This is a genomic window from Heyndrickxia vini, assembly GCF_016772275.1.
Taxonomy (GTDB): domain Bacteria; phylum Bacillota; class Bacilli; order Bacillales; family Bacillaceae_C; genus Heyndrickxia; species Heyndrickxia vini.
On sequence record NZ_CP065425.1, the window covers coordinates 634,455 to 657,067 of the forward strand.

At 36.5% G+C, this 22,613-nt stretch carries 15 protein-coding genes; 8 read left to right on the plus strand and 7 right to left on the minus strand.

Going from position 1 to position 22,613, the window contains the following annotated elements; translation table 11 throughout:
- Nucleotides 1-42: 42 nt before the first annotated feature.
- Together I5776_RS03390 and I5776_RS03395 are read right to left on the minus strand one after the other, a co-directional pair.
- Entirely contained in the window at nucleotides 43-456 is a 414-nt protein-coding gene (locus tag I5776_RS03390; RefSeq protein ID WP_202778972.1) for a DUF4183 domain-containing protein, read from the minus strand.
- A gap of 12 nt (nucleotides 457-468) precedes the next feature.
- Nucleotides 469-804 carry a DUF4183 domain-containing protein gene (locus I5776_RS03395; protein ID WP_202778973.1) on the minus strand — a complete coding sequence of 112 codons (336 nt, stop codon included), beginning with the start codon at nucleotides 802-804 and terminating at the stop codon, nucleotides 469-471.
- Nucleotides 805-1,057: 253 nt separating this feature from the next.
- Here I5776_RS03395 and I5776_RS03400 point away from each other — a divergent pair, with 253 nt between their 5' ends.
- The 6 genes from I5776_RS03400 (at nucleotide 1,058) to I5776_RS03425 (ending at nucleotide 11,516) form a co-directional block, all read left to right on the plus strand.
- Nucleotides 1,058-2,311 carry a WG repeat-containing protein gene (locus I5776_RS03400; protein ID WP_202778974.1) on the plus strand — a complete coding sequence of 418 codons (1,254 nt, stop codon included), beginning with the start codon at nucleotides 1,058-1,060 and terminating at the stop codon, nucleotides 2,309-2,311.
- Nucleotides 2,312-2,781: 470 nt separating this feature from the next.
- Nucleotides 2,782-3,117, plus strand: a complete 336-nt coding sequence (locus I5776_RS03405) for a hypothetical protein (RefSeq protein ID WP_202778975.1) — start codon at nucleotides 2,782-2,784, stop codon at nucleotides 3,115-3,117.
- Nucleotides 3,118-3,461: 344 nt separating this feature from the next.
- The gene (locus I5776_RS03410) at nucleotides 3,462-4,787 is read left to right on the plus strand and encodes a glycoside hydrolase family 19 protein (protein ID WP_202778976.1); all 1,326 of its coding nucleotides are present in this window, start codon (nucleotides 3,462-3,464) and stop codon (nucleotides 4,785-4,787) included.
- Between the two features lie 206 nt (nucleotides 4,788-4,993).
- Complete coding sequence (locus I5776_RS03415) at nucleotides 4,994-5,506, plus strand: DUF4352 domain-containing protein (protein WP_202778977.1); 513 nt, start codon at nucleotides 4,994-4,996, stop codon at nucleotides 5,504-5,506.
- A gap of 180 nt (nucleotides 5,507-5,686) precedes the next feature.
- Nucleotides 5,687-6,712, plus strand: a complete 1,026-nt coding sequence (locus tag I5776_RS03420; protein ID WP_202778978.1) for a hypothetical protein — start codon at nucleotides 5,687-5,689, stop codon at nucleotides 6,710-6,712.
- Between the two features lie 628 nt (nucleotides 6,713-7,340).
- On the plus strand, nucleotides 7,341-11,516 hold the full coding sequence (locus tag I5776_RS03425) for a S8 family serine peptidase (RefSeq protein WP_202778979.1): 4,176 nt from the start codon (nucleotides 7,341-7,343) through the stop codon (nucleotides 11,514-11,516).
- Between the two features lie 492 nt (nucleotides 11,517-12,008).
- On the opposite strand, the gene I5776_RS03430 is transcribed toward I5776_RS03425, so the two are convergent.
- The 4 genes from I5776_RS03430 to I5776_RS03445 all read right to left on the minus strand — a co-directional run bounded on the left by I5776_RS03430 (nucleotide 12,009) and on the right by I5776_RS03445 (nucleotide 17,694).
- Nucleotides 12,009-13,766, minus strand: coding sequence for a methyl-accepting chemotaxis protein (locus I5776_RS03430; RefSeq protein ID WP_202778980.1), 1,758 nt, complete (start codon nucleotides 13,764-13,766; stop codon nucleotides 12,009-12,011).
- Nucleotides 13,767-13,794: 28 nt separating this feature from the next.
- On the minus strand, nucleotides 13,795-14,103 hold the full coding sequence (locus tag I5776_RS03435) for a hypothetical protein (RefSeq protein ID WP_202778981.1): 309 nt from the start codon (nucleotides 14,101-14,103) through the stop codon (nucleotides 13,795-13,797).
- Nucleotides 14,104-14,476: 373 nt separating this feature from the next.
- A complete protein-coding gene (locus I5776_RS03440) occupies nucleotides 14,477-16,225 on the minus strand; it encodes a methyl-accepting chemotaxis protein (protein ID WP_202778982.1) in 1,749 nt (582 codons plus the stop codon).
- 875 nt (nucleotides 16,226-17,100) lie between these two features.
- On the minus strand, nucleotides 17,101-17,694 hold the full coding sequence (locus tag I5776_RS03445; protein WP_202778983.1) for a TetR/AcrR family transcriptional regulator: 594 nt from the start codon (nucleotides 17,692-17,694) through the stop codon (nucleotides 17,101-17,103).
- A 264-nt stretch (nucleotides 17,695-17,958) separates the two neighbouring features.
- Between I5776_RS03445 and I5776_RS03450 the strand changes: the two genes are divergently transcribed.
- Entirely contained in the window at nucleotides 17,959-20,928 is a 2,970-nt protein-coding gene (locus I5776_RS03450; protein ID WP_202780659.1) for a S8 family peptidase, read from the plus strand.
- Between the two features lie 1,168 nt (nucleotides 20,929-22,096).
- Nucleotides 22,097-22,264, plus strand: a complete 168-nt coding sequence (locus I5776_RS03455) for a hypothetical protein (protein WP_202778984.1) — start codon at nucleotides 22,097-22,099, stop codon at nucleotides 22,262-22,264.
- 39 nt (nucleotides 22,265-22,303) lie between these two features.
- On the opposite strand, the gene I5776_RS03460 is transcribed toward I5776_RS03455, so the two are convergent.
- Complete coding sequence (locus I5776_RS03460; RefSeq protein WP_202778985.1) at nucleotides 22,304-22,507, minus strand: hypothetical protein; 204 nt, start codon at nucleotides 22,505-22,507, stop codon at nucleotides 22,304-22,306.
- Nucleotides 22,508-22,613: the final 106 nt, after the last annotated feature.

Sequence of the window (22,613 nt, forward strand, 5' to 3'; positions counted from 1 at the left end):
AAATGTCAAAAACGCTGCTCTTTTCGAACAGCGTGCATATCGCTAAGTGTTAACGGTTGTAGAAACAGTTAGTCCAGTTACATCCGTTGTTGACGTTGATGCTGCGGTTGTATCAACAATTTCAAGAACAACTGGCACTCCGACAAGAACGGCCGCATTAATTGTAAGGTTAGTCGTTGTAAGAGTTGAGAGTCCCTCCTGTTGAAGCACTCCATTTATAAATACATTAAAATATTCATTTGCTGAAACCGTAGGCAGGGAGGTAAGGACGGTTCCTGAATCATCGGAGAAACTAGCAGCAGGAATGGTTGTTGTACTTCCAGTTACGTTACCTGCAGCTACATTGGCTACATATCGATTTGATGTAGGAGTAACATCAGTATCGGTTGTCGTAGTAGCAGTTCCTCCAATTTCACCATTCACTTGGATAAATAACTTCACAAGATCCAATGCCAAGTTTTCACCCCCTCAATAAATAGTAATGAACTGCAAAATGATTGGAACCCCTTTTATAGGCAATTCAGATGTAAGAATCTGAAATTCCCCTTGTGAAATTTTGAAGTTTTGGATGGGCTGCAGTACAGCATTAATAAACACATTCACGAACGAAACTGTATTAGGATCAAGAATTTGACTGCCTTCCTCGGCTCCATCACGATCATAATAAACCCTCTTCTTCCCATCGGAATAAGTGTAGAAGGTTTTTATATCAGTGCTTTGAGGCAATTTCACCCGTATCGTTTCTTGATAAATAATAGGAAATTGCAAACTTGGTCCGGGTATTTTATTGTTCTTGGGTGCCATCATCCTCCCCCCATAATCGTTTCAAAATACAAATAGACACTATAGGATATTCATCTTTATTTGTATGGTTACTGGTTTGTAGATGGTATTCCTCTTCGATGTTCTCAAACCGGTACATAACCTCCCTGTGAAAAAAGATTTACAACTTTTTCACTATAAATTACTATAAATATTGTAAATTATACTAATTAAAAAGAAGCAACTATGCGTGGGAGTCGGTTTTATAATGATAGAAAAGGGAGCGTCAATTGTAATGAGTACAACTTTGAGAAATAGCTTTTTTATTTTGGCATTGCTTGGGTGTTTATTTTTTACACCGCAATTACCAACGTTGGCAGTAAATAATCAGGAAACAATCAATCTCGACTTTAGTGAGGGATTTACACCGTATGAAAAAAACGGGAAGTGGGGGTTTATGAATAATCAAGGGAAAATCGTCATAAAGCCTCAATATGATTATGTTGAAAACTTTTCAAATGGCCAAGCAGCCGTTGAGACGAATAAGAAATGGGGAACCATTAACAAAAAAGGCAAAGTAATCATTAAACCCCAATATGAAAATCTAGTAACCCTCGATGAAAAAGGTCTTTTGGCATTTAAAAAGGCGAGCAAATGGGGATTTATGAATTCTCAAGGGAAAGTTATTGTGAAACCTCAGTATGATAGTTTTCAAGGTTTCGTGGAAGGTCTTGCAGCTGTTGAAAAACATGAAAAATGGGGATACATCAACAAACAGGGGAAGGAAGTCATTAAGCCTCAATATGATAGCGTAGAGTTTTTCTCTAATGGGTTGGCCAGTGTTCAAATGAACGGGAAATATGGCTTTATTAATAAACAAGGGAAGGTAGTCATTAAGATCCAATATGGATACGCCAAGAGTTTCGTAGAGGATCTAGCGTATGTAGTAATGGGAGATAGTAATGGACTTATCAATACAAAGGGAAAAATGGTATTTACATTCCCTTACGAAAATAATTTTGATTTTTTCTCAGAAGGCATGACGACGATTGAAAAGAATGGGAAATGGGGGTTCATTAATAAGACCGGAAAAGAAGTTATCAAACCTATTTATGATGAGGCATTCAATTTTTATGAAGGGTTGGCACTTGTTAATTTGAACGGGAAATATGGCATGATCAACAAACTAGGGAAAATCATTATTAGCCCTCAGTATGACAATTATTTTTATTATAATGAAGGACGTGCGGCAGTACAAAAAAACGGCAGATGGGGTTTCATTAATAAACAAGGCAAAGTTGTAATCAATCCACAATTCGGTCAAGCGGACAATTTCGTAGAAGGTTTAGCAGCTGTTGAAAAAAATGGGAAATGGGGATTCATCAATAAACAAGGAAAAGTTATTGTCAAGCCTCAATATGACAGTGTCAGAAATTTCACCGGTGGTCTAGCCGCTGTGAATAGAAACGGCAAATGGGGATTTATTAATAGGCAAGGCAAAGTAATCATTCAAATCAAATACCGTGGAAATCTTCCATGGGTTGGATAAAAAAGGAATTTAAGTGCCAGGCACCAATGATCTCGGTCACTTCGTATAAGGGGAAATAGTCCATTAATAACGAAGTGTCCAGTGGTAGTCGGAGAAAATGCTTGCAGGTCAAAAAGGAGTAACGGCTTTATCCGCTTATTCAAAAGGGTGGGTTGTTGCTTCTTTTTTTTATTCTAAAATAACAATATATTATTTGTTGAAAAATAAAAATCGGAGCAATCACCTTCTATTAATAGGTGAAAATATGTGAAATGAAAGTTCCTTATTATGGTTGTGTTGGTAATAATTTAGACAGTGTGCGAGATTTTAAACAAGATGATATATTGATATAATTTACAAGGTTCATTTTTCACAAATTGCAGCTATTTGTTTTTTCGATTAACGAAATCGTATTCTAATAGATTATTTCGCAAGGCTATGAAAAATGACCCAATACATAAATTGATTCAAAAAAAGGGGTGAGTTTAAAAATGAAAATTTGGGTAGCGATTTTAAGTATTATTGGTGGTATTTCTGGTATTATTTCTGGTTTTCTTGTAACTGCAGGTGGAACGGTTTTCGGAGAAAGTGAGATGGCGAGTGACGGAGCATCAGTATTTTGGTTAAGTATTCTTGCTATATTTGTTGGGTTCCTTTCTTGGATTCCTAAGGCCGCTGTTAGAAAAATCTGTGGAGTCCTTCTTATTATCTTTTCTATTTACGGATTTTTTGTAAATGGCTTATTTTTTACCTTTGCATTTATCTTTTTAATCATTGCTGGTTTTATGGCATTATTTATGAAACCTAAAGAAAAAAAGTCAAAATGAAAGTAATTGAACTCATACAATTTTAACGAAATATATAAATTAGCGTGTATGAAAGCTCTATGGAGAATGAATCTCTGTAGGGCTTTTTTTCACTTGCTGCCTTCTATTCTTAGCGGGCATTGTCCACCATGATTTTCGCTCTATCTTTAAAATAGGGGGAAAAAGGAACTATATACAATATATAGATAATGTTCTATATTATTCTAGTGAAAAAGGTCTGCTCGTTCATCTCCTCGACTTTCACAGCTTTGTCCCTACTTGAATCGTAATCTATAAATCTATATTTCTTTCGGAGATAGAGTGGAGAGGACTGTACTTAGAATAGGGAGGAGAAGGTTGAAGCCATGTGGAAAAGATTAATGGCAATAGTAGTGACTGCATTTTTAATTTTTGTAAGTATGGGATCATGGGATTCCCAAGCGGCGCCGCTCGCTAAAAGCGAAACAAAACAAGTAAAACAAACCAAATTAAAGCTAACTTCTATTACGAACCTCTATGATGCTGCTGATTTTTCCAAGAAAAGAAAGGAAAGTTTAGCGCCACAAACTGTAACAGTCATCACTTCAACAGGGACTGGATGGTATAAAATTAAAACCTGGTTAGGGGAAAAGTGGATTACTCCAAAAGGAGTGAAGCTAAAACTTACCAAAACAGCTCCTTTATATAATGAAGCTGATTTTTCCAAAAAAAGAAAAGAAAGTGTCTCTCCCCAAACCGTAACGGTCATTGATGCAACAGGAACCGGCTGGTACAAAATCAAAACGTGGTTAGGAGAAAAGTGGGTTGCTCCGAACGGGGCGAAATTAAAGTTAAGTAAGACGACTACATTATACAATCAACCCGATTTTTCCAAAAAAAGAAACGAGAAACTTTCCCCGCAAACAGTTACTGTCACAGGTGCGACAGGAACAGGCTGGTATAAAATCAAGACATGGTTAGGGGAAAAATGGGTTTCACCAGATGGTGTGTCTATGAAACTAGTTTCCACTACAAATTTATACGATAAACCAGACGTAACAAAAAGGCGGAAGGAAAAGCTATCACCACAAAGTGTAACGGTCATCGATACAGCAAGTAACGGCTGGTATAAGATCAAAACATGGATAGGCGAAAAATGGATTCTTCCAAATAAACCGGCAGAAAATATTGGGAAGGCATATATAACTAGTGATCAATTAAAAAAATTAGGCTGGGTAAATATTACGACTTCCATGTTAAAAGACTTGAATAACTGCCTAAAAAGATATAATATTACCACCCCGCAAAGAATTCGGCACTTCATGAGTCAGGCAAGTCATGAATCAAGCGCGGGACGATATACAAAAGAAATCGCAAGTGGAAAAGCATACGAGGGACGAAAAGATCTAGGCAATATCTATAAAGGCGATGGGCCAAAATTCAAAGGGGCTGGTTATATCCAATTAACCGGCAGATACAACTATCAACGTTTTTCAACGGCAATCAAAGATACAAAGGTTATGAGTGGAGTAAACTACGTTTCGGTCACTTATCCGTGGACGAGTGCCGGTTTTTGGTGGAATTCCAACAATATGAACGCACTGTGTGATCGTGGTGCAACAGTAAAGGAAATCACGAGAAGAGTAAACGGTGGTTACAACGGATTAACCGATAGGGAAAGATATTATAATCTTGCTATTAAAATATTTTAATCAGATTTGGTGTTTTTTCAGAAATTTAATGCTTTTGAAAGAACACCTTTTTCTACTTATTAAAAATTATTTTTACATAATAATTATAAATAACAAAACCCCTAAAATCGGCTGGAAAACAATACCTCTTTACTTGATAAGTTATACTGGCATATTATTGAAAATGGTGATTTTATAAATACTACAACTTTTTTGGGGGTATACAAATGAAAAAAAGACTATTAGCTTCCTTAAGCATATTTGTTCTTGCTGGAAGTATTTTGGCTGGTTGCGGTGAAACACAAGTAGAAAAGGTTGATAAAAAATCAAGCGAAAAGACGGAGCAAAAAGCAAAAAATCAAATTTTTAAAGTAGGAGATACCGTGAAGGTGAACGGACTTGAAGTTACTATTACAAAGGCGTCTTTTACAAAGCCTGAACAATACTCAAAGGCTAAAAAAGGAAATGTTCTTACATTAGAACTTTCTACGAAAAATTCAGGGGATGATTCAGCATTCATCGATAATACTGAGTTTAATCTTTATGATAAAGATGGCAATCAGTTAGAAGAATATTATGGATATGATGATATCGCGATCTCTGGAGATGTCAACAAAGGGAAAAAACTAACTGGTAAGCTTTATTATGATGTACCGAAAGCAGATAGTTATGAATTAATATATAAACCAAGTTTCACCTTAGATAGCAAGGAAATTAAGTTTAAGATTGACGTAAAATAATATGATTGATTAGAAAAGTGCTAGCGTTTGTAGCACTTTTTTGCATTTTTAAATCTAGTCATACAGAACATTTCTCCTATTCTATTTACTTTTCCAAGATTATCTATTAATTTAAAAGTAAGACGAAAGTACCTAGGGAAATTGTCACGTTAAAAGAAAACAGCGGGAGAAGGTTCAAAAATGAGGAAATTTAAATCGGTAGTAATTTGTGCTCTGATCACCTTAAGTTTCATTCTGGTTCTTTCAGTAAGCGCACAAAAGTCCTATGCGACAAGTGTAACTGCAGCTCCAGAAATTCGTGTCATTAATGATACGACGGTCATGTTTCATGCACCAAAAGAGAAATATAAGGGCTATGTCTATTACCATTTTTATTATGAAAAGGATGGAGAGTACGAAACATCTAACGCCATTGGAATTTACGGTGGGGACTACGTTAACTTCGTCAATATTGAAAGAAACGGGAAGTATGCAATATCAGCAGAAGTAGAAAATGGATTGAAAAAAGAAAGCAAGAAAATCTATTTTGAAATTAAACACTCAAAAAAGAATGTAAGCCTAGAAAACGCGTTTAACACGGATCCGAATTATAAGGATGAATTGGGCGTTTCAATTGAATTTAAGAATTACTTTGAACTTGGACCGGCAACGGGAAAGAAGAGTACGATTTATCGCATGTATACGATCAATAAAGATGGCAGTCTTAAACTAAAGACAACAAAAAAAGTATCACCGGATGATTATGCCTATCTTCCTAGATATAAAGGTGTTAGAGATTATGCATTTAGTAAAGTCGTAGATGGGAAGGAAAGTAAACTTACACTTTTCATGTATGATAAAAATTTCAAGTATATAGACCGTTTTGTTTCTCCAAATCAAAATACTAATAAAATAGCTTATCCAAAGGAAAAAGTGATCAAAACAACAAGCGAGCTCAAAAAGTTTATCACTTCAACGGTATCAGGCAAAAAAAACCAATTTGTTACGATTAATAACAAAAAAATAGAAAAAGAATTATTAAAACGAAATTTCTCAGATAAATTATATGCCCAAATGTTCACCAACAAAAAAGATAGAGACAAATACAAAAAACTGATTAAGGAGGTTTATTATCGCTACAGAGTTTCCGAATCCAATAAATATAAAGGACTAAAGGAAATTCATCTATATAAAGTTGAACCGCTTTATATAGATAGAAGTTATTAGATTAACGAAGTTCTGCTGGGGGAAACCTCCGCAGAACTTTTTTATATTAAAATTTGTAATTTGGAATGGGCTATGATGCGCAAACCCAAAATATGAATTACAAACTCGCAAGTACGATCCCCAAAACCATCTCCTAACTCCATAACAAAAAAACACTGAGCCCCTTCAAAGCTCAGTGTTTCACAAGACGGAAAAGTTAGAAATAAGGTACCAACCAAAACCTTACCGTGCTTTCATTATATCGAATTATGTCGATATTTGTCGATGAGGAAAACTGCTTAAATTTCAAATCAGGACTTCTCACTTATCTATTTTTAGAAGATTGTAATAGGACACTAAATTTTAATAATAAACTGCCAGGTCTTTCCTACTGAGCCAAAGGAATTAGTACTAGATTATACCATTATAGAACATTAGTAATATTTATATAATTCATTATATTTCTATTTACTAAATAGACTAAAAGTGGTAAATTTTTATCGTATAGCATATTTCGACAGAACTATGCGAATATTTGTAGTCTATTGAAAGGAGGCTATAAGAATAGTCTTTTTAAGTAGAGAAATTGTTGATTGTTTTCTATTAAATAATCAGCAACCGACAGAAAAAATAGAACGGGGGGAAGTATGTGTATAAATTTAAGACACTAAAAAAAGTTGCACTCTTTATGATGATTTTCCTACTAGCATTCTCCAGCGCTTTTATGGGCATAAAGTCGAATGCACAAACGACTTCGAATGCTAAGTCGGATTGGAAACAATCATTAAAACAGAGTAATCGCGTTAGCCAGTTAAAAGGTGAGAAAAAATACAAAAATAGCGATAAAGTTCGCGTCATCGTTGAACTAAAAGGTCAACCCGCGATTGAATATGCAACAAAGCTAGGGGTTCGCTATAAGGATTTATCTAAATCAAAGCGAACTACTTTACAAGCAAATGTTAAAAAAGAACAAACAGATTTTACTACGCAATTAAAATCAAAGAAAATCGGTCTTAAAGTAGAGAATTCCTTCACAACTGTTGTTAACGGTGTGAGTGGACAAGTGGAATACGGCAAGATTAATGATTTGAAGAAGCTTCCAAACGTAACAAATGTTTATATTGCCAAAAAATATGATCGTCCGAAAGAAAAACCACAAATGATCTCCAGCAAAGATTTAATTGGGGCGAAAGAAACATGGAATCTTAACTATAAAGGCGACGGGATGGTTGTCGGTGTCATTGATACAGGAATCGATTCCAGCCATAAAGATATGATTCTATCAAAAGATACAAAAGCAAAATTAACTGAATCCTCAGTTAAAGGAATTATTTCAAAAGACAAGCTTCCAGGAAAATACTTCACAGTAAAAGTTCCTTACGGATACAACTACGCAGACAAAAATAATGAAATCAGAGATTTAGGTCCAGATGCATCGATGCACGGGATGCACGTTTCAGGTACAGTTGCCGCAAATGGTGACGAAAAGAATGGCGGAATTCAAGGGGTTGCACCTGAAGCACAACTACTAGCTCTTAAAGTATTCGGTAATGACCCAGCAATGCCATCCACTTTCGGAGATATTTATATTAAAGCGATTGATGATGGAATTAAGCTAGGAGCGGATGTATTGAATATGAGTTTAGGATCAACAGCATCTTTTGTTGACAAAAATGATCCTGAACAACAAGCGATTAAGCGTGCAGTTGACAATGGCGTGTTAATGTCCATTTCAGCTGGTAACTCTACAAATATTGGCGGCGGTACCGTTAGTCCGTTAGCTTCAAACCCTGATATTGGTGTAGTTGGTGCACCGAGTTTATCTAGTGAATCCATCTCAGTAGCTTCATTTGAAAATACAAAAATGCAAGTAGATGGCCTAAACTTTGATATCAGCGGTGAAAAAGGTACAGCAGCATTTTTATCAGCAAGCAGTGTACATCCAAATGATGTCGATCAAAAAACATTCGAAGTAAAAGCTGCAGGAATTGGCAAACCAGAAGAATTTGTTGGTGATTACAAAGGGAAGTATGCACTCGTTCGCCGTGGGGAACTTGACTTTGTAACAAAGGCAAAGAATGCACAAGCAGCAGGAGCAGCTGGTGTCATTGTTTACAATAACCAAACAGGTATCGTAAACATGCAATCGGATGCTGCAATTAAGATTCCTCAATTATTCATGCTTCAAGAAGATGGGGATAAATTCAAAGCTCAATTAGATGCTGGAAAAACGGTAACCATTACATTCTCAGGTGTAAAAACAGAGATCAATAATCCAAGTGCAGGTCAAATGAGTGACTTTACTTCTTGGGGAGTAACACCAAACTTAGATTTCAAACCTGAAATAACAGCACCGGGCGGGCAAATCTATTCTACTTTAAATAATAACCAATATGGTTTAATGAGTGGAACATCGATGGCAGCACCACATGTATCTGGTGGCGCAGCACTCGTATTAGAATATATGAAACAAAGCAATCTATTCAAATCTTTAACAGGTGCCCAGAAAGTAGAACAAGCAAAAACATTATTAATGAACACAGCCGTGCCGCTTGTAGATCCTAATGTTGACACATTCTATTCACCTCGTCGTGAAGGCGCTGGCTTAATGAAACTTGATGCAGCAGTGGAAACACCTGTCTATGTAACAACGAAAGATACAAAAGAACCAAAAGTAAACCTAAAAGAAATTACAAGCAACCAAATCAAATTTACATTAACATTAACAAACTTCGGCAAAGAAGATGTTACATATAATGTAGATACAAAACCATTAACAGACTTAATTATTGATGGTCAAAATGCTGAAGCAGCCCAAGTAATTAAGGATGCAAAAGTAACGGTTCCTTCTCAAGTTACCGTTCCTAAAGGGAAAACAAAAGACGTAACAGTAGCAATCGATCTTTCAGCTGCAGACAAATCCTTACTTGCATTGATGAAAAATGGCTACTTTGTAGAAGGATTTGTAACATTCACAAGTGCGAAAGACAATGTTCCTAGCTTATCCGTTCCATACATGGGCTTTAAAGGCGATTGGAATAAGCCACCAGTTCTAGACGCGATGGTTTATGATAATGCAGAATCATTCTATGGCGTATCAAGCATGATCGATAATAATGAAAATGACCTTGGAGCAGATCCATTCCAAGAGAATGTTTTCTATAAAAACAAAATTGCTATTTCACCGAATGGCGATGGAAGTACTGATACAGTTACACCTGTTTTATCATTCTTACGAAACAGTAAAATCGTAGAATACTCAATTTTAGACAAAAATAAAAAGCAAATTCGTACATTGCACAAAGAAGAGGATCAATATAAAAACTACTATGATTCAGCAGATCCAGAATCCTATTTCTCATATGATCCGGCTTACACAACATGGGATGGAAAAGCAAATAATCAACTTGTTCCGGATGGACAATATTATTACCAAATTAAAACACAAATCGATTATACTGGTAAAAAACCGCAAGTAGTACAAGTACCAGTTCTAGTTGATACAAAGGCTCCAGAAGTACATGCAGAATACAAAAATGGCGTGTTATCTTTCGGTGCGAAAGATGCTGGAAGCGGCATTAAAGCATATGAAGTCATTGTTGATGGTGAACGAGTAGGATTCTTACCTGCGAAAGATCAGTATAATGAAGAAATGCCTGGATTAGAAAAATCAGTTATTCTTGTTAAAGCATATGATTATGCAGGAAACCTAAGCATTGCTGCAACGGGCGATGACACGATTCCATATCTAGATGCAAAAACAACAAAACCAGAACCACTTGGAACATATAATTCCTATAAAGTTCCATTTGAAGGTCAGATCGAAGAGAAATCGGGTATCGATCATTTAGTGGTAACAGGCAAGGCACTAGCTGGTTCCAAACAAACAGTAAAAGTTACGTTCAATAAAGCTACAAACAAATATGAATTTAAATCAACACTTACATTTACGAAAGATGGTGCACATGAATTTAAAGTAACCGGTGTAGATTATGCAGGAAATGTAATGGAATTTTCCCGCAAAATTTTTGTCGATACAACTGCACCAACAATCAGTGTCAAAGGATTACCAGCAAACGGTAAAGTAGACGTTAACACAAAGAACGTAGTCGTAACAGCAACAATTGCCGACAATTTTGACCAACTACGCTTCCTTGTGAATGGAAATGAAGAGTACAATCATGTCTTGAAAGAACCATATGAAATGAGAAAACTCTCTAAAAATGTAAAACTTACGCTTCCATTAACGAAAAACGGTGTGAATACATTCGTACTAAAACTTACCGATTTAGCGGGTAATGTCACAACGAAAACAATAACAATTGATAAATCATTACCACTTGCACCAAAGGTAAATGCCGTCTCTGACAAAAGCACGAAAGTTACCGGCAAAGCTGCAGCTAATACATTAATCGAAGTATATAAAGGGAAAACAAAAATAGGTTCCAATACTTCTACTGCTAATGGAACATATAGTGTTTCCATTAAAAAGCAAAAAGCCGGCACGAAATTAACAGTCGTTGCAAAAGTAGGCAAAAATGCAAGTAAAGCGGCAACAGTCGTTGTTTCAGACAAAACCGCTCCAAAAGCACCAACTGTAAATAAAGTAACAAGCAGAACAACAAAAGTAACAGGTAAAGCAGAAGCGGGTTCAACCGTTACTGTCAAAGCTGGGAAAGCAAAACTAGGCTCAGCCAAAGCAGATAAAAAAGGCAAATTCAGCGTAAAAATCAAAGCACAAAAAGCAGGAAAAGTCTTATCCGTAACAGCCACTGACAAAGCTAAAAATGTTAGTCCAGCAAGAAAAGTTACTGTGAAAAAATAAGACCAAAATGGCCAGTTCTCCTATCTTAGGATAGAGGAACTGGCCATTAATTTTGGTAAAAGGACTAAGTATTTGCTGTCCTTTTGAGGCAACCAAAGAAAATCAAAATAAGCGTAAATATTCCGGTTAGACAACGGAATATAGCTCGGTTGTGGGCATATAAGCGGAGGTTTTCCGATTAAGCAAAGAAAAATTTAACATTTTCACTGTTTTGGAGTTAATAGTCGGAATTTCTCCGTCTATATAAGGTATTTTCATTGCTATTTCTTAATTAAGAGAAATTTTTCCGCTTATTTATCAAACCCGATTTAGCATCTAATGAACTTGGTTAACTTCTTCTTAAATTAACCAAGAAAAAATATATAAAATACAGAAAATCGGAAGGAGACCCAAGCGTTTGTCTGCTAATTATTTTAAACTATTGACTAAAAAAGACAGAGAGTGAAATGACTCTCTGTCTTGAGAAGGGGGACCTTCCCGCCTTCCTTGCACCTACAATTTATAATGATGGATGGTTTGGTTTAAATCTTCGCTTAGTTTGTTCAGGTTTTCCGCTAGTGTAGTTGTGGTTTGAAGGGCGTTCATTTGCTCATCTACAGATGCGGTAATTTCTTCAGCGGATGCTGCTGCCTCCTGAGAAATGGCTGATATATTTTGAATGGCAGCATTGATTTGCTCACATTGTGTAGTAATGTTTTCAATTTCTGTACTCAAATATTCAATCGCTTGAGCAGATTTTGTCACAGTTGAATTGATATTGTTAAATTCAGTTTCTGTTTTTCCAACTACTTCATTTAACTGTTGGGAATGTTGGATTGTATTAGCCATCGCCATTACCGTTGCTTCGGTATCTTTTTCAATTTCAGTGATCATATTTTGAATATGTGCAGTTGCTTGTTGCGAACCTTCAGCGAGTTTCCTTACTTCTTGTGCGACGACAGCGAAGCCTTTGCCATGTTCACCTGCACGAGCCGCTTCGATACTTGCGTTGAGTGCAAGTAAATTCGTTTGGTCAGAAATATCATTGATGGTTTTCGTAATGCCAGAGATATTTTGGATCTTATTAAATAGATTTGTAATCCCTATACTAATTTCATCAGAAGATTTTAACGAGTCATCATTTGATTTTTTTAACTGTTCGACCATTTTCATTCCGTTTGTCGCTGCTTTTTCGGACGAAACGGTAATTTCTTTTATCACATCATGGTGTTCATTTACTTTCTCAATGGAAGAAGTCAATAATTCAATGCTTCTGCTTGTTTCTTCTGTGTCGGAAGCTTGGGCAACCATCCCTTGTGTAATTTCAGTAAGGGCACGGCTTATTTCCTCACCACTGGCAGTTGTTTCCTCCGATACAGCTGATAAATTTGTAGCTGAGTCTACCAAATTCGTGCTCATATCTTGAAAATGATAAAGCATCGCTTTCAATTCACTAACCATTTTATTAAATGAAGTACTAAGTTGTCCGAGTTCATCTGATGATTCAGGAAGGGTCGCTACATTCAGGTTTCCATTCGCGATTTCTAATGAAACATTCGCAAGTGTTCCGAGCACCTTAAATTTCCTTTTCACTACGAAGTAGAAAACAAGTAGACAGATGATTGTAATCGATGCACAAATAATGATGGTCATCCATTTTAACGCATCCAAGTTGTGATAAAATTCATCGGTATACGCTCCGATTCCGATATTCCAATCCCATGGCTCGAAATAGGTCATATACGATATTTTTTCACGTGATTTCATCTCGCCTTTATTTTTCCAGTTATAGATGTAAAAATGATCTGAACTATTTTGGGCTTTAGCCGCTTTAATTAAGTTGTTTCGAACATTAACAGCTGATGGTGAAGTGTCGTTTGTTCCAATTGGTGTAATTGGATTCATCGTTACTTCACGATTCGACGTTATGGCAAAAACATATCCATTCTTTTTGTACAAAAATGGTGATTTCGTATAATCATAGATAGCATTTCCATTATCAACCTTTTGACCGTTTATAATTTCACGTGCCTTTTCTTGCGCCTCATCTAATGAAAGTTTTCCGTTTTCTACTTCTTGATTTAATGTTTCAAGGGTGGACACGGCAGTATGGACAAGATGTTGCAAATCCAATTTTCCACTTTCTATTAATTCCTTTTTCGCAAATTGATAATTTACAACCCCGATTGTAGTACTAATGACAATTGTCATCACTAATATACCTAATATTAGTTTGGTAGACATTTTATTAAATCTATTCAGGCCGTTCATTTTCATCTGTCCTCCAAAATATGTAGAATTATTCGTTTTCTGCAAAAATACCCATTAAAATATATTGTAGATAGTCGCTTACATTTGAATGTCTATTTTTGATTAAAGAAATCATATGAATCAGTTCAATTACTTCTCTTCTATGCACTTTTGTCAAAATAATTTCTATGATTTCTTCTTTTGTTAAAAATTGCTTAGTTTCATCACTAGTTTGTAAAGTTATTTGTTGAATGCATTGAAGATTTTGATAAAGCATCTTTTTTATTTGGTTTCGACTTAGTCGTATGTTGCCATAATCGATTGCATATTCTTTACTTATTTCAAAATCATACATCATCGCCTCGGTTTAGCTCCTTTCTAATTTTTTTTGACAATAAAAAAGGACTTTCCAATCTAGTCCCTTTGATTAGTAAATATCCGACCTTCGTGTTGCTAGTAGAACTTTTGGTCTATAAACATTCTATTCATCAAGTTGTCCGCAGATATTAGTAGAATATGCTTTATTGCTAGGTTTTAGCAATAATAGCAATTAACGAAATTCATTTTAACATACTATTTTTGTTAATTTAATAGTAAAATTGTCATTCGGAATAATGGGAATTTTTGATTGATACAGGGAACATTCAATATTTTGATTTATAGGAAAGGAGGGAGTATTTCGACTACTTCCTTTGGAACGCGGACCTAGTCCAACGCTTACTATATCTAATTTATAATTTATACCGGTGAATGGTTTGATTCAGTTCTTCACTTAGTTTGTTTAGATTTTCCGCAAGTGTGGTTGTCGTTTGAAGTGCGTTCATTTGTTCATCCACGGATGCGGTGATTTCTTCTGCCGATGCTGCGGCTTCTTCCGACACAGCTGATATATTTTGAATGGCAGCATTGATTTGTTCACTTTGTGAAGTAATGTTTTCAATTTCTTTGCTTACATATTCCATCGCTTTGACAGATTTTGAGACTGTTGCGTGTATATTCATGAATTCTGTTTCAGTTTTTCCTACAACCTCGCTCAACTGTTGGCTATACTGAATGGTATTGGCCATCGCCATAACCGTTGTTTCTGTATCTTTTTCAATTTCTGCAATCATGTTTTGGATATGGGCGGTTGCTTGATGCGATCCTTCAGCGAGTTTTCTCACTTCTTGGGCGACAACGGCAAAACCTTTACCATGTTCACCTGCACGCGCCGCTTCAATACTAGCATTCAATGCGAGTAAATTCGTTTGTTCAGAAATGTCATTGATTGTTTTTGTGATGCTGGATATATTTTGAATTCTATTAAATAAATTCGTAATTCCTATACTAATTTCGTCGGATGATTGTAAGGAATCCTCATTTGACTTTTTCAACAACTCGACCATCTTCATGCCGTTTGTTGCTGCATTTTCAGAGGAAAGAGTAATTTCATTCATCGCATGTTGGTGTTCATTTACCTTTTCAATTGACTTCGTTAGCATTTCAATATTGTTACTGGTATCCTCTGTATCTGATGCTTGTGCCACCATGCCTTGAGTGATTTCCGATAAAGCATTGCCGACTTCTTCGCCACTCGCGGTTGTTTCTTCGGCTATTGCCGATAAATTAGTAGCGGAATCGACTAAATTCGTACTCATCGTTTGTAAATGTTGCATCATTGTTTTTAATTCAAGGACCATTTTATTAAACGATTTACTTAATTGTCCGAGCTCGTCTGATGATTCCGGAAGTTTGGCTACATTTAGGTTTCCATTCGCGATTTCCATTGAAACATCAGATAGTGTTTTTAATAGCTTGAATTTCCTTCTTGTTGCAAAATAAAAAATAACTAAACAAATAAGAGTAATCGATACACAAATAATGATAGTCATCCATTTTAAAGAATCGAGCCCTGCATAAAAATCGTCAGCAAATGCACCGATTCCGACATTCCAATCCCATGGTTCGAAATAGGTCGCATAGGATATTTTTTCTGAAGAATGCTTTTTGCCTGCTTCTTTCCATTTGTACGTGTAAAAATGATCCTGCGTGTTTTCTGCTTTTGCTGCCTTAAGCAATCGCTTTTGCACTTTAATCGCTGCAGGGTCGGTTACTACGGAGCCAATATTCCCGCTAGGTTCTAATGTAGTTGCTATGTTTGAATCGATGGCAAATAGATATCCATTTTTTTTATAGACAAATGGCGATTTTGAATAATCATATGTATTTCCACTTTTAGGTCCATTTAGAATTTCGCGGGCTTTATCTTGAGCTTCCGCTAAGGTGAGATCCCCATTTTGTACGTCTTGATTTAAAGTTTCAAGTGTAGCCACGGCGGTGTTAACAAGATGCTGCAAGTCCAATTCACCGCTTTTGATTAATTCCTTTTTGGCAAAATTGTAATTCACGACCCCAATCGTCGTGCTGATGATAATTGTCATAACTAACAAAGCGAATAAAAGTTTTAATGATAGCTTATTAAAAACATTCTGTCTTTTCATTTCCGTTCTTCCTTCCTGAATAACTAACTTTCTTCTTTTTGTATATCGTTTTTTTATATAAAAAATGATTATCAAATGTAGCCGTCCAGACCACCTGATAACCGGTTGTTACAGTATTCTAAAACTTGATTTTCGTCCACCTTGATAGTGAGTTGTGACATTTAACCTGATTTATTGTAACACATAATAGTTGAAAAAAAATAGATAATATGTTATTGGAGAAATTAGTAATTTGTTCCATTACTATCTACAATAATTGAATTTTTGAAGAAAAGAGCGCTAGAAATCTCCCATAAGAAAGACAATCTGAAAGTATGGTAGAAAAGAACACCGAAAATCTCCCATAAAAAAGACAATCCGAAAGTATGGTAGAAAAGAGCCCCGATAATCTCCCATAAGAAAGAAAATCTGAAATTATAGTAGAAAAGAACGCCGAAAATCTCCCATAAGAAAAGAAATCTGAAATTATGGTAGAAAAGAGCGCCGATAATCTCCCATAAGAAAGAAAATCTGAAAGTATGGTAGAAAAGAGCGCCGGAAATCTCCCATAAAAAAGAAAATCCGAAAGTATGGTAGAAAAGAGCACCGAAAATCTCCCATAAGAAAAGAAATCTGAAATTATGGTAGAAAAGAGCGCCGATAATCTCCCATAAGAAAGAAAATTTGAAATTATGGTAGACAAGAGCGCCGAAAATCTCCCATAAGAAAGAAAATCCGAAAGTATGGTAGACAAGAGCGCCGAAAATCTCCCATAAGAAAGAAAATCCGAAAGTATGGTAGACAAGAGCGCCGAAAATCTCCCATAAGAAAGAAAATCCGAAAGTATGGTAGATTAATTCAAAATTCGCCCCTTCACCATCAACACAATAGTTCGTTTACTTTCGGCTAACTCCATACAAAAATAATCGAACCATTTTCGCAGCAAGGTTTTCCGGGGTTTCTTTGCCTTGGAATAATTGGTTCAGGGTAAGACGTTCAATCGCCCCTACAAGCATTTCTGCAAATAGGCTTGTATCCAAATTTGAAAGGAAGTAGCCATTTTGCACTTCTGAGTCAAGATTCATCTTAATTTGCGAAGCCAATTGGCGTTTAATATCTTCGGATTCCACTGCGAGGAAGAAGCCGATTCTTGTTAAATCCGGGTTATTTTTAAAGAATGTAAAGATGGATGCTAAGTGATCGGTAATTTGCGCCGGTACATTTTCGCTCACGATGCCGGGTTCGAGTTTGCTAACCTTTGTAAGAGAAAATAATTGATCACGGAAAGAATCGATTAACTCTTGAAAAATGGCTTCCTTGCTTTGAAAGTATAGATAAAAGGTTGGCTGGGTGACATTGGCCTGTTTGACGATGCTGCTCACCTTTGTTTCGTAAAAACCTTTATTCGCAAACTCTTCTGCAGCAATGGTCAGTAATAGTGCGCGACTTTCTTCCCCGCTTGCCCCTTTTTTTCGTCCACGTTGTCCCATTTTACATCCTCCTAATCACCACTAACTTCTTTATATAGTACTAATGGAGTTTTATCTACGTCAATACGAAATGTAGAAAAATGTCGAAATATAAAAAGGATAAATGTAATGTGACAAAATACCCCAGTACAGAAAATTTTTACAAAAATGCTCATTTTTAGATTGATATTTAAGTCAATCAGAAATATGATAGTTTTGGAGATAGTTTTACACCTGAAAATTAACTAATAGGGGGCAATTACAAACGTGAAAAAGTTTAGTAGAATGACGGCTTGGGTACTTATCATTGCGTTAATTGCGGGATTTATTATGCCGCAAAACCTTCATGCCGAAACAATTCCAGCAACATCCATTGATGATGCAGCGACGCTTGCTAGTGGACAAAGTATCGATGGGACATTGGAGCAACCGGGTGTCCAATGGTACAAAATCACTCCAACACAAAAAGACATCACAGAATTCTCCCATATAAAATTACAATTAACGAGTGATCAAATGGTAAATGTTTCTGTGTACTCTAGTAAAGAAAATGCAGAACAAAATTACACATTTGAACAGTATAACGCAAGCACGGATATGTCTCCGGATGCTGCAACAATCAACTTTCCAATCGCTTGGAAAGGTCCATATTATGTGAAAGTTGAGTATTTTGGAAACATAGACGAGGATGGCGAAATGGCATTAGCCGACAATCAAGATGAGGAACAGCCGCCTGTTGAAGGTGGGTTTGGACCTGCTAAGTTTACTTTATCTGCGAAAGATGTGAAACTACCACCATCTAAAGACCTGTCTTCGGGTATGGATTGCCCCGTTGAATTCAGTACAAGTGGAAAACTAAGCGGCGCAGATATGTTAAAAAGTATTCGCCTTTTCCGTGATGGAATCTTAGCAAAAACACAAGAAGGAAGAAACCTCTCTTCTCTATACTATAAATCTGCACCATTCATCGTTTTAAAATTAGCAATGAATAAAAGTGCGAGGGAAGAAGTATACAAAAATCTAGTAAGCTTACAAACTCTTATTTATGACTTAAATGCAGGAAACAGTTCTCACGTAATTAGTGAGAAGGAAGAAGCTGCGATTAACGCATTGTACAATCTTTCTACAGCTGCCGTTCCAGCTAAATTAAAAGCGGAAATGGAAAGCATTTCAAAGAAAGTAGATCTTTCAAATCTTAAAGGAAAAGAAGTAGCCGACGTTGCAAAAAAAGCGGGTATTCAACTTCCTACACAAGTGAAAGACAAATATATCGTTAAATTAAAGCCAGGGAAAAAATTAAGCTCTCTACAATCAAAATCACGTTCTCTATCATCTCTTGATGTAAAGAATAATAACCAATTATTCGATAACATGTATGTTATGGAACTAAATGATGATCAATTTTCTGGCATGAGCGCTCAATCGAAAACGAAAGCAATGAAAGCAACGGTTTCACAAATCGAGAAGCTTCCGGAAGTGGAGTTCGTTGAAAAAGTTCAAACATATAAAGCATTATCAGCCGATGTTCAATCACCATACCAATGGTCTCTTGCCAACACCGGAGCAAATGACGATAAGAACGATGGCAAAAAGGGTGCAGATATTGCCAATAATAAACTGCAAAATTTAGTGAAGAATCGTAGTTTAAAAGATACACTAATCGCAGTTGTGGATACAGGCGTTGACTATACACTTGCTGACCTACAAGGCCGCGTTCGCACGGATATCGGTAAGAACTTTGTTGATACAAGTGCTACACCTTTAGATGATAATGGCCATGGTACACATGTATCGGGAATTATCGCTGCATCTGCAGGGAACGGCTATTCAATCGAAGGAATTAATCAAAAGGCAAAAATTTTACCAGTAAAAGTTCTTGATGCATCTGGATCAGGCGATACGGAATCCATTGCATACGGGATTAAATACGCAGTGGATAAAGGAGCGAAGGTAATCAACCTGAGCTTAGGCGGAAAATATAGCCGTACACTCGAATACGCGTTAAAATATGCAGCAGATCACAATGTAGCAGTCGTAGCAGCTAGTGGTAATGACGGTCAATACGGGATTTCTTATCCTGCATCATCACAATATGCAATTTCTGTTGGTGCAACAAATAGCTGGGACCTTGTTTCCGACTATTCGAACTACGGCATCGGTTTAGACTTAGTAGCACCTGGAACCAATATTCCAAGTCTCTATCCTGACGGAAATGTTACGTATATGAGCGGGACATCTATGGCAGCACCACATGTAGCAGCAGTTGCGGGATTACTTTTATCAAACAATGCTAAGCTAAAGGTTAGCGATATTCGCACGATTCTTCATGACACAGCAAAAAATGTAGCATTCGAAGAAAAGGATAACCAAGGTGAAGACGGTTCGATGATTGACCTTATCGGCGGCGGTGGAATGATTGACCCGGATGATGAGATTACGCTTCCGCAAGGTGCCGATCTTGTTTCAGGATTTGGCCGCTTAAATGCATACAGTGCAGTAAGTAAAGTAGATTTACATGTGAAGCTTTCATCTATCTATGACAACCAAAACAAGGTAACAGGCACAACCGTTAAAGGGGCAAAAGTTGAAGTTAAAAAAGGTTCCGCAGTCATTGGGAAAGCAACAGCTGCATCGAATGGAACATTCAGTGTGAAAATTCCAGTTCAAAAGAGCAACCAAAAACTTGATGTCATCGTAACGGATTCAAAAAATGTTGCGCAAACGACATTCAAAGTATTTGTGAAAAAAGGAAAAGCTCCTGCCGCACCAAAGGTTAGCGCAATCAGCAATACGTCAACCTATGTAACAGGTACAGCACAACCGGAAGCCAAAATTGTTGTCAAAAATGCTGCGAAAAAGATTGTCGCTCAAGGCAAAGCAGACAGCAAAGGAAAATTCAAACTGAAAATAAAGAAACAAAAAGCAGGCATTAAACTTTATGTGACAAGCGAAGACTTAGCAAAACGCGTAAGTAAAGCAACGACACTTGTTGTAAAAGATAAAATTGCACCTGCTGCACCAAAAGTCAATAAAGTAACAACAAAATCAACAGCTGTAAAAGGAAAAGCCGAAGTCGGCTCAATCGTCACACTTAAATACAAAGGCAAAACCATAGGCACAGCCAAAACAAGCAAAAAAGGAAACTTCACCATCAAAATGAAAAAGAAACCTGCCGGCGCAACACTTTATCTCAACGCCAAAGACAAAGCCGGCAACACAAGCAAATCCGTAAAAATTAAGGTGAAAAAAGCATAAACAAATGGGGCAGTGGATTAGATCCACTGCCCTGTTTTCTTAAGGGATAAAAAAGTATCGGTGGGGACAGTGTATGCAACCCTGTCCCTTTAAAATTGGATTGTCAAGTGCGACAGTAGAACGATTCTTTTAGTCAAGATGCGTTTTGGAGCCCAAAATTGTAAAGTGGTAGAAAGGAAGGCAAGTAAACTCCGAAAAGTAAGCAGATTGAGAAAAATGGTAGAAAAGACAGTTGGTAAACTCCGAAAAGCAAGCAAATCGTGAAAAATGGTAGAAAAGAGAGTTAGTTAACTCCGAAAAGTAAGCAAATCGTGAAAAATGGTAGAAAAGAGAGCTAGTTAACTCCGAAAAGTAAGCAGATTGAGAAAAATGGTAGAAAAGAGAGCTAGTTAACTCCGAAAAGTAAGCAAATCGTGAAAAATGGTAGAAAACAGCGCAGATAAACTACCAAAATTAAGGGAATTTAACATAATGGTAGAAAAGAAAAGGATTAGAATCGTTTCCAATCCTTTTTTAAAAGGTAAGAAAGTATAAATTTTATAGAGTTAATATTCCTAATAAATAACTGCTTTGTCCAGCTCCAGCGCCTATCGACTAGAAAACTTCAGGACTTTTCCCTACGATAAGTCAACATCGATTCGCCCTGCAGGCTTATCGTGTTTCCTTTATCTCAGTCAAAGTCCTTCCAGTTTTTACGTCGATGAGCAAGGCGCTTGCGCTTTTCTTATTTGTCTAGCTCCAGCGCCTATCGACTAGAAAACTTCAGGACTTCTCCCTACGATAAGTCAACATCGATTCGCCTTACAGGCTTATCGTGTTTCCTTTATCTCAGTCAAAGTCCTTCCAGTTTTTACGTCGATGAGCAAGGCGCTTGCGCTTTTCTTATTTGTCTAGCTCCAGCGCCTATCGACTAGAAAACTTCAGGACTTCTCCCTACGATAAGTCAACATCGATTCGCCTTACAGGCTTATCGTGTTTCCTTTATCTCAGTCAAAGTCCCTCCAGTTTTTACGTCGATGAGCAAGGCGCTTGCGCTTTTCTTAATAGGATAGCAGTGCCCGTCTTTAAAAAAACAATTGCAAATCCCACAAATGGAGATTATAATCTTAGTATGTTCTTTATCGAGAACAAAACTTACATAACTATTGCAAAGGAGTTAGTTGTGAAAATGAATAAAGTTAGCACATACTATGAAACTGTTTTGCCAATCAAAGAAAAAGTAATGAGCGAAAATGTTCTTAATAAGGAAATTGAATTGAAGACGCTCGAACAATCACTGCACCGAATTGAAACGAAATTAGATGTTCTATTTAGTCTGATTAGTAAAATCAAGTAGAATACACTAGTATGTTAACTCCACTTAGTATTTGCATCCTTAGTTAATGACACGTTTGTCCGCATACTCAGATAATTGCTCAACAAAGCTTTTATCAAAACGATCCTTTAAAAAATCTTTGATTTTATTTAAGTCATCATCCCAAGATAAGATACCTTTCTCAGTAATCGATAATTCAAGAAACAAAATTAACATTTTATAGCGATATTTTAAAGCCATTTTATAAGCTTCCTCGAGGTTCATATTCATCATCCTCCAATAGAATAGTAGTTATAATAGAAACGGATGGTTTTCCCACCCACTGGCACAAGTGAAATGAACAGACCTATTGTCCCGCCGGCGATTGGTT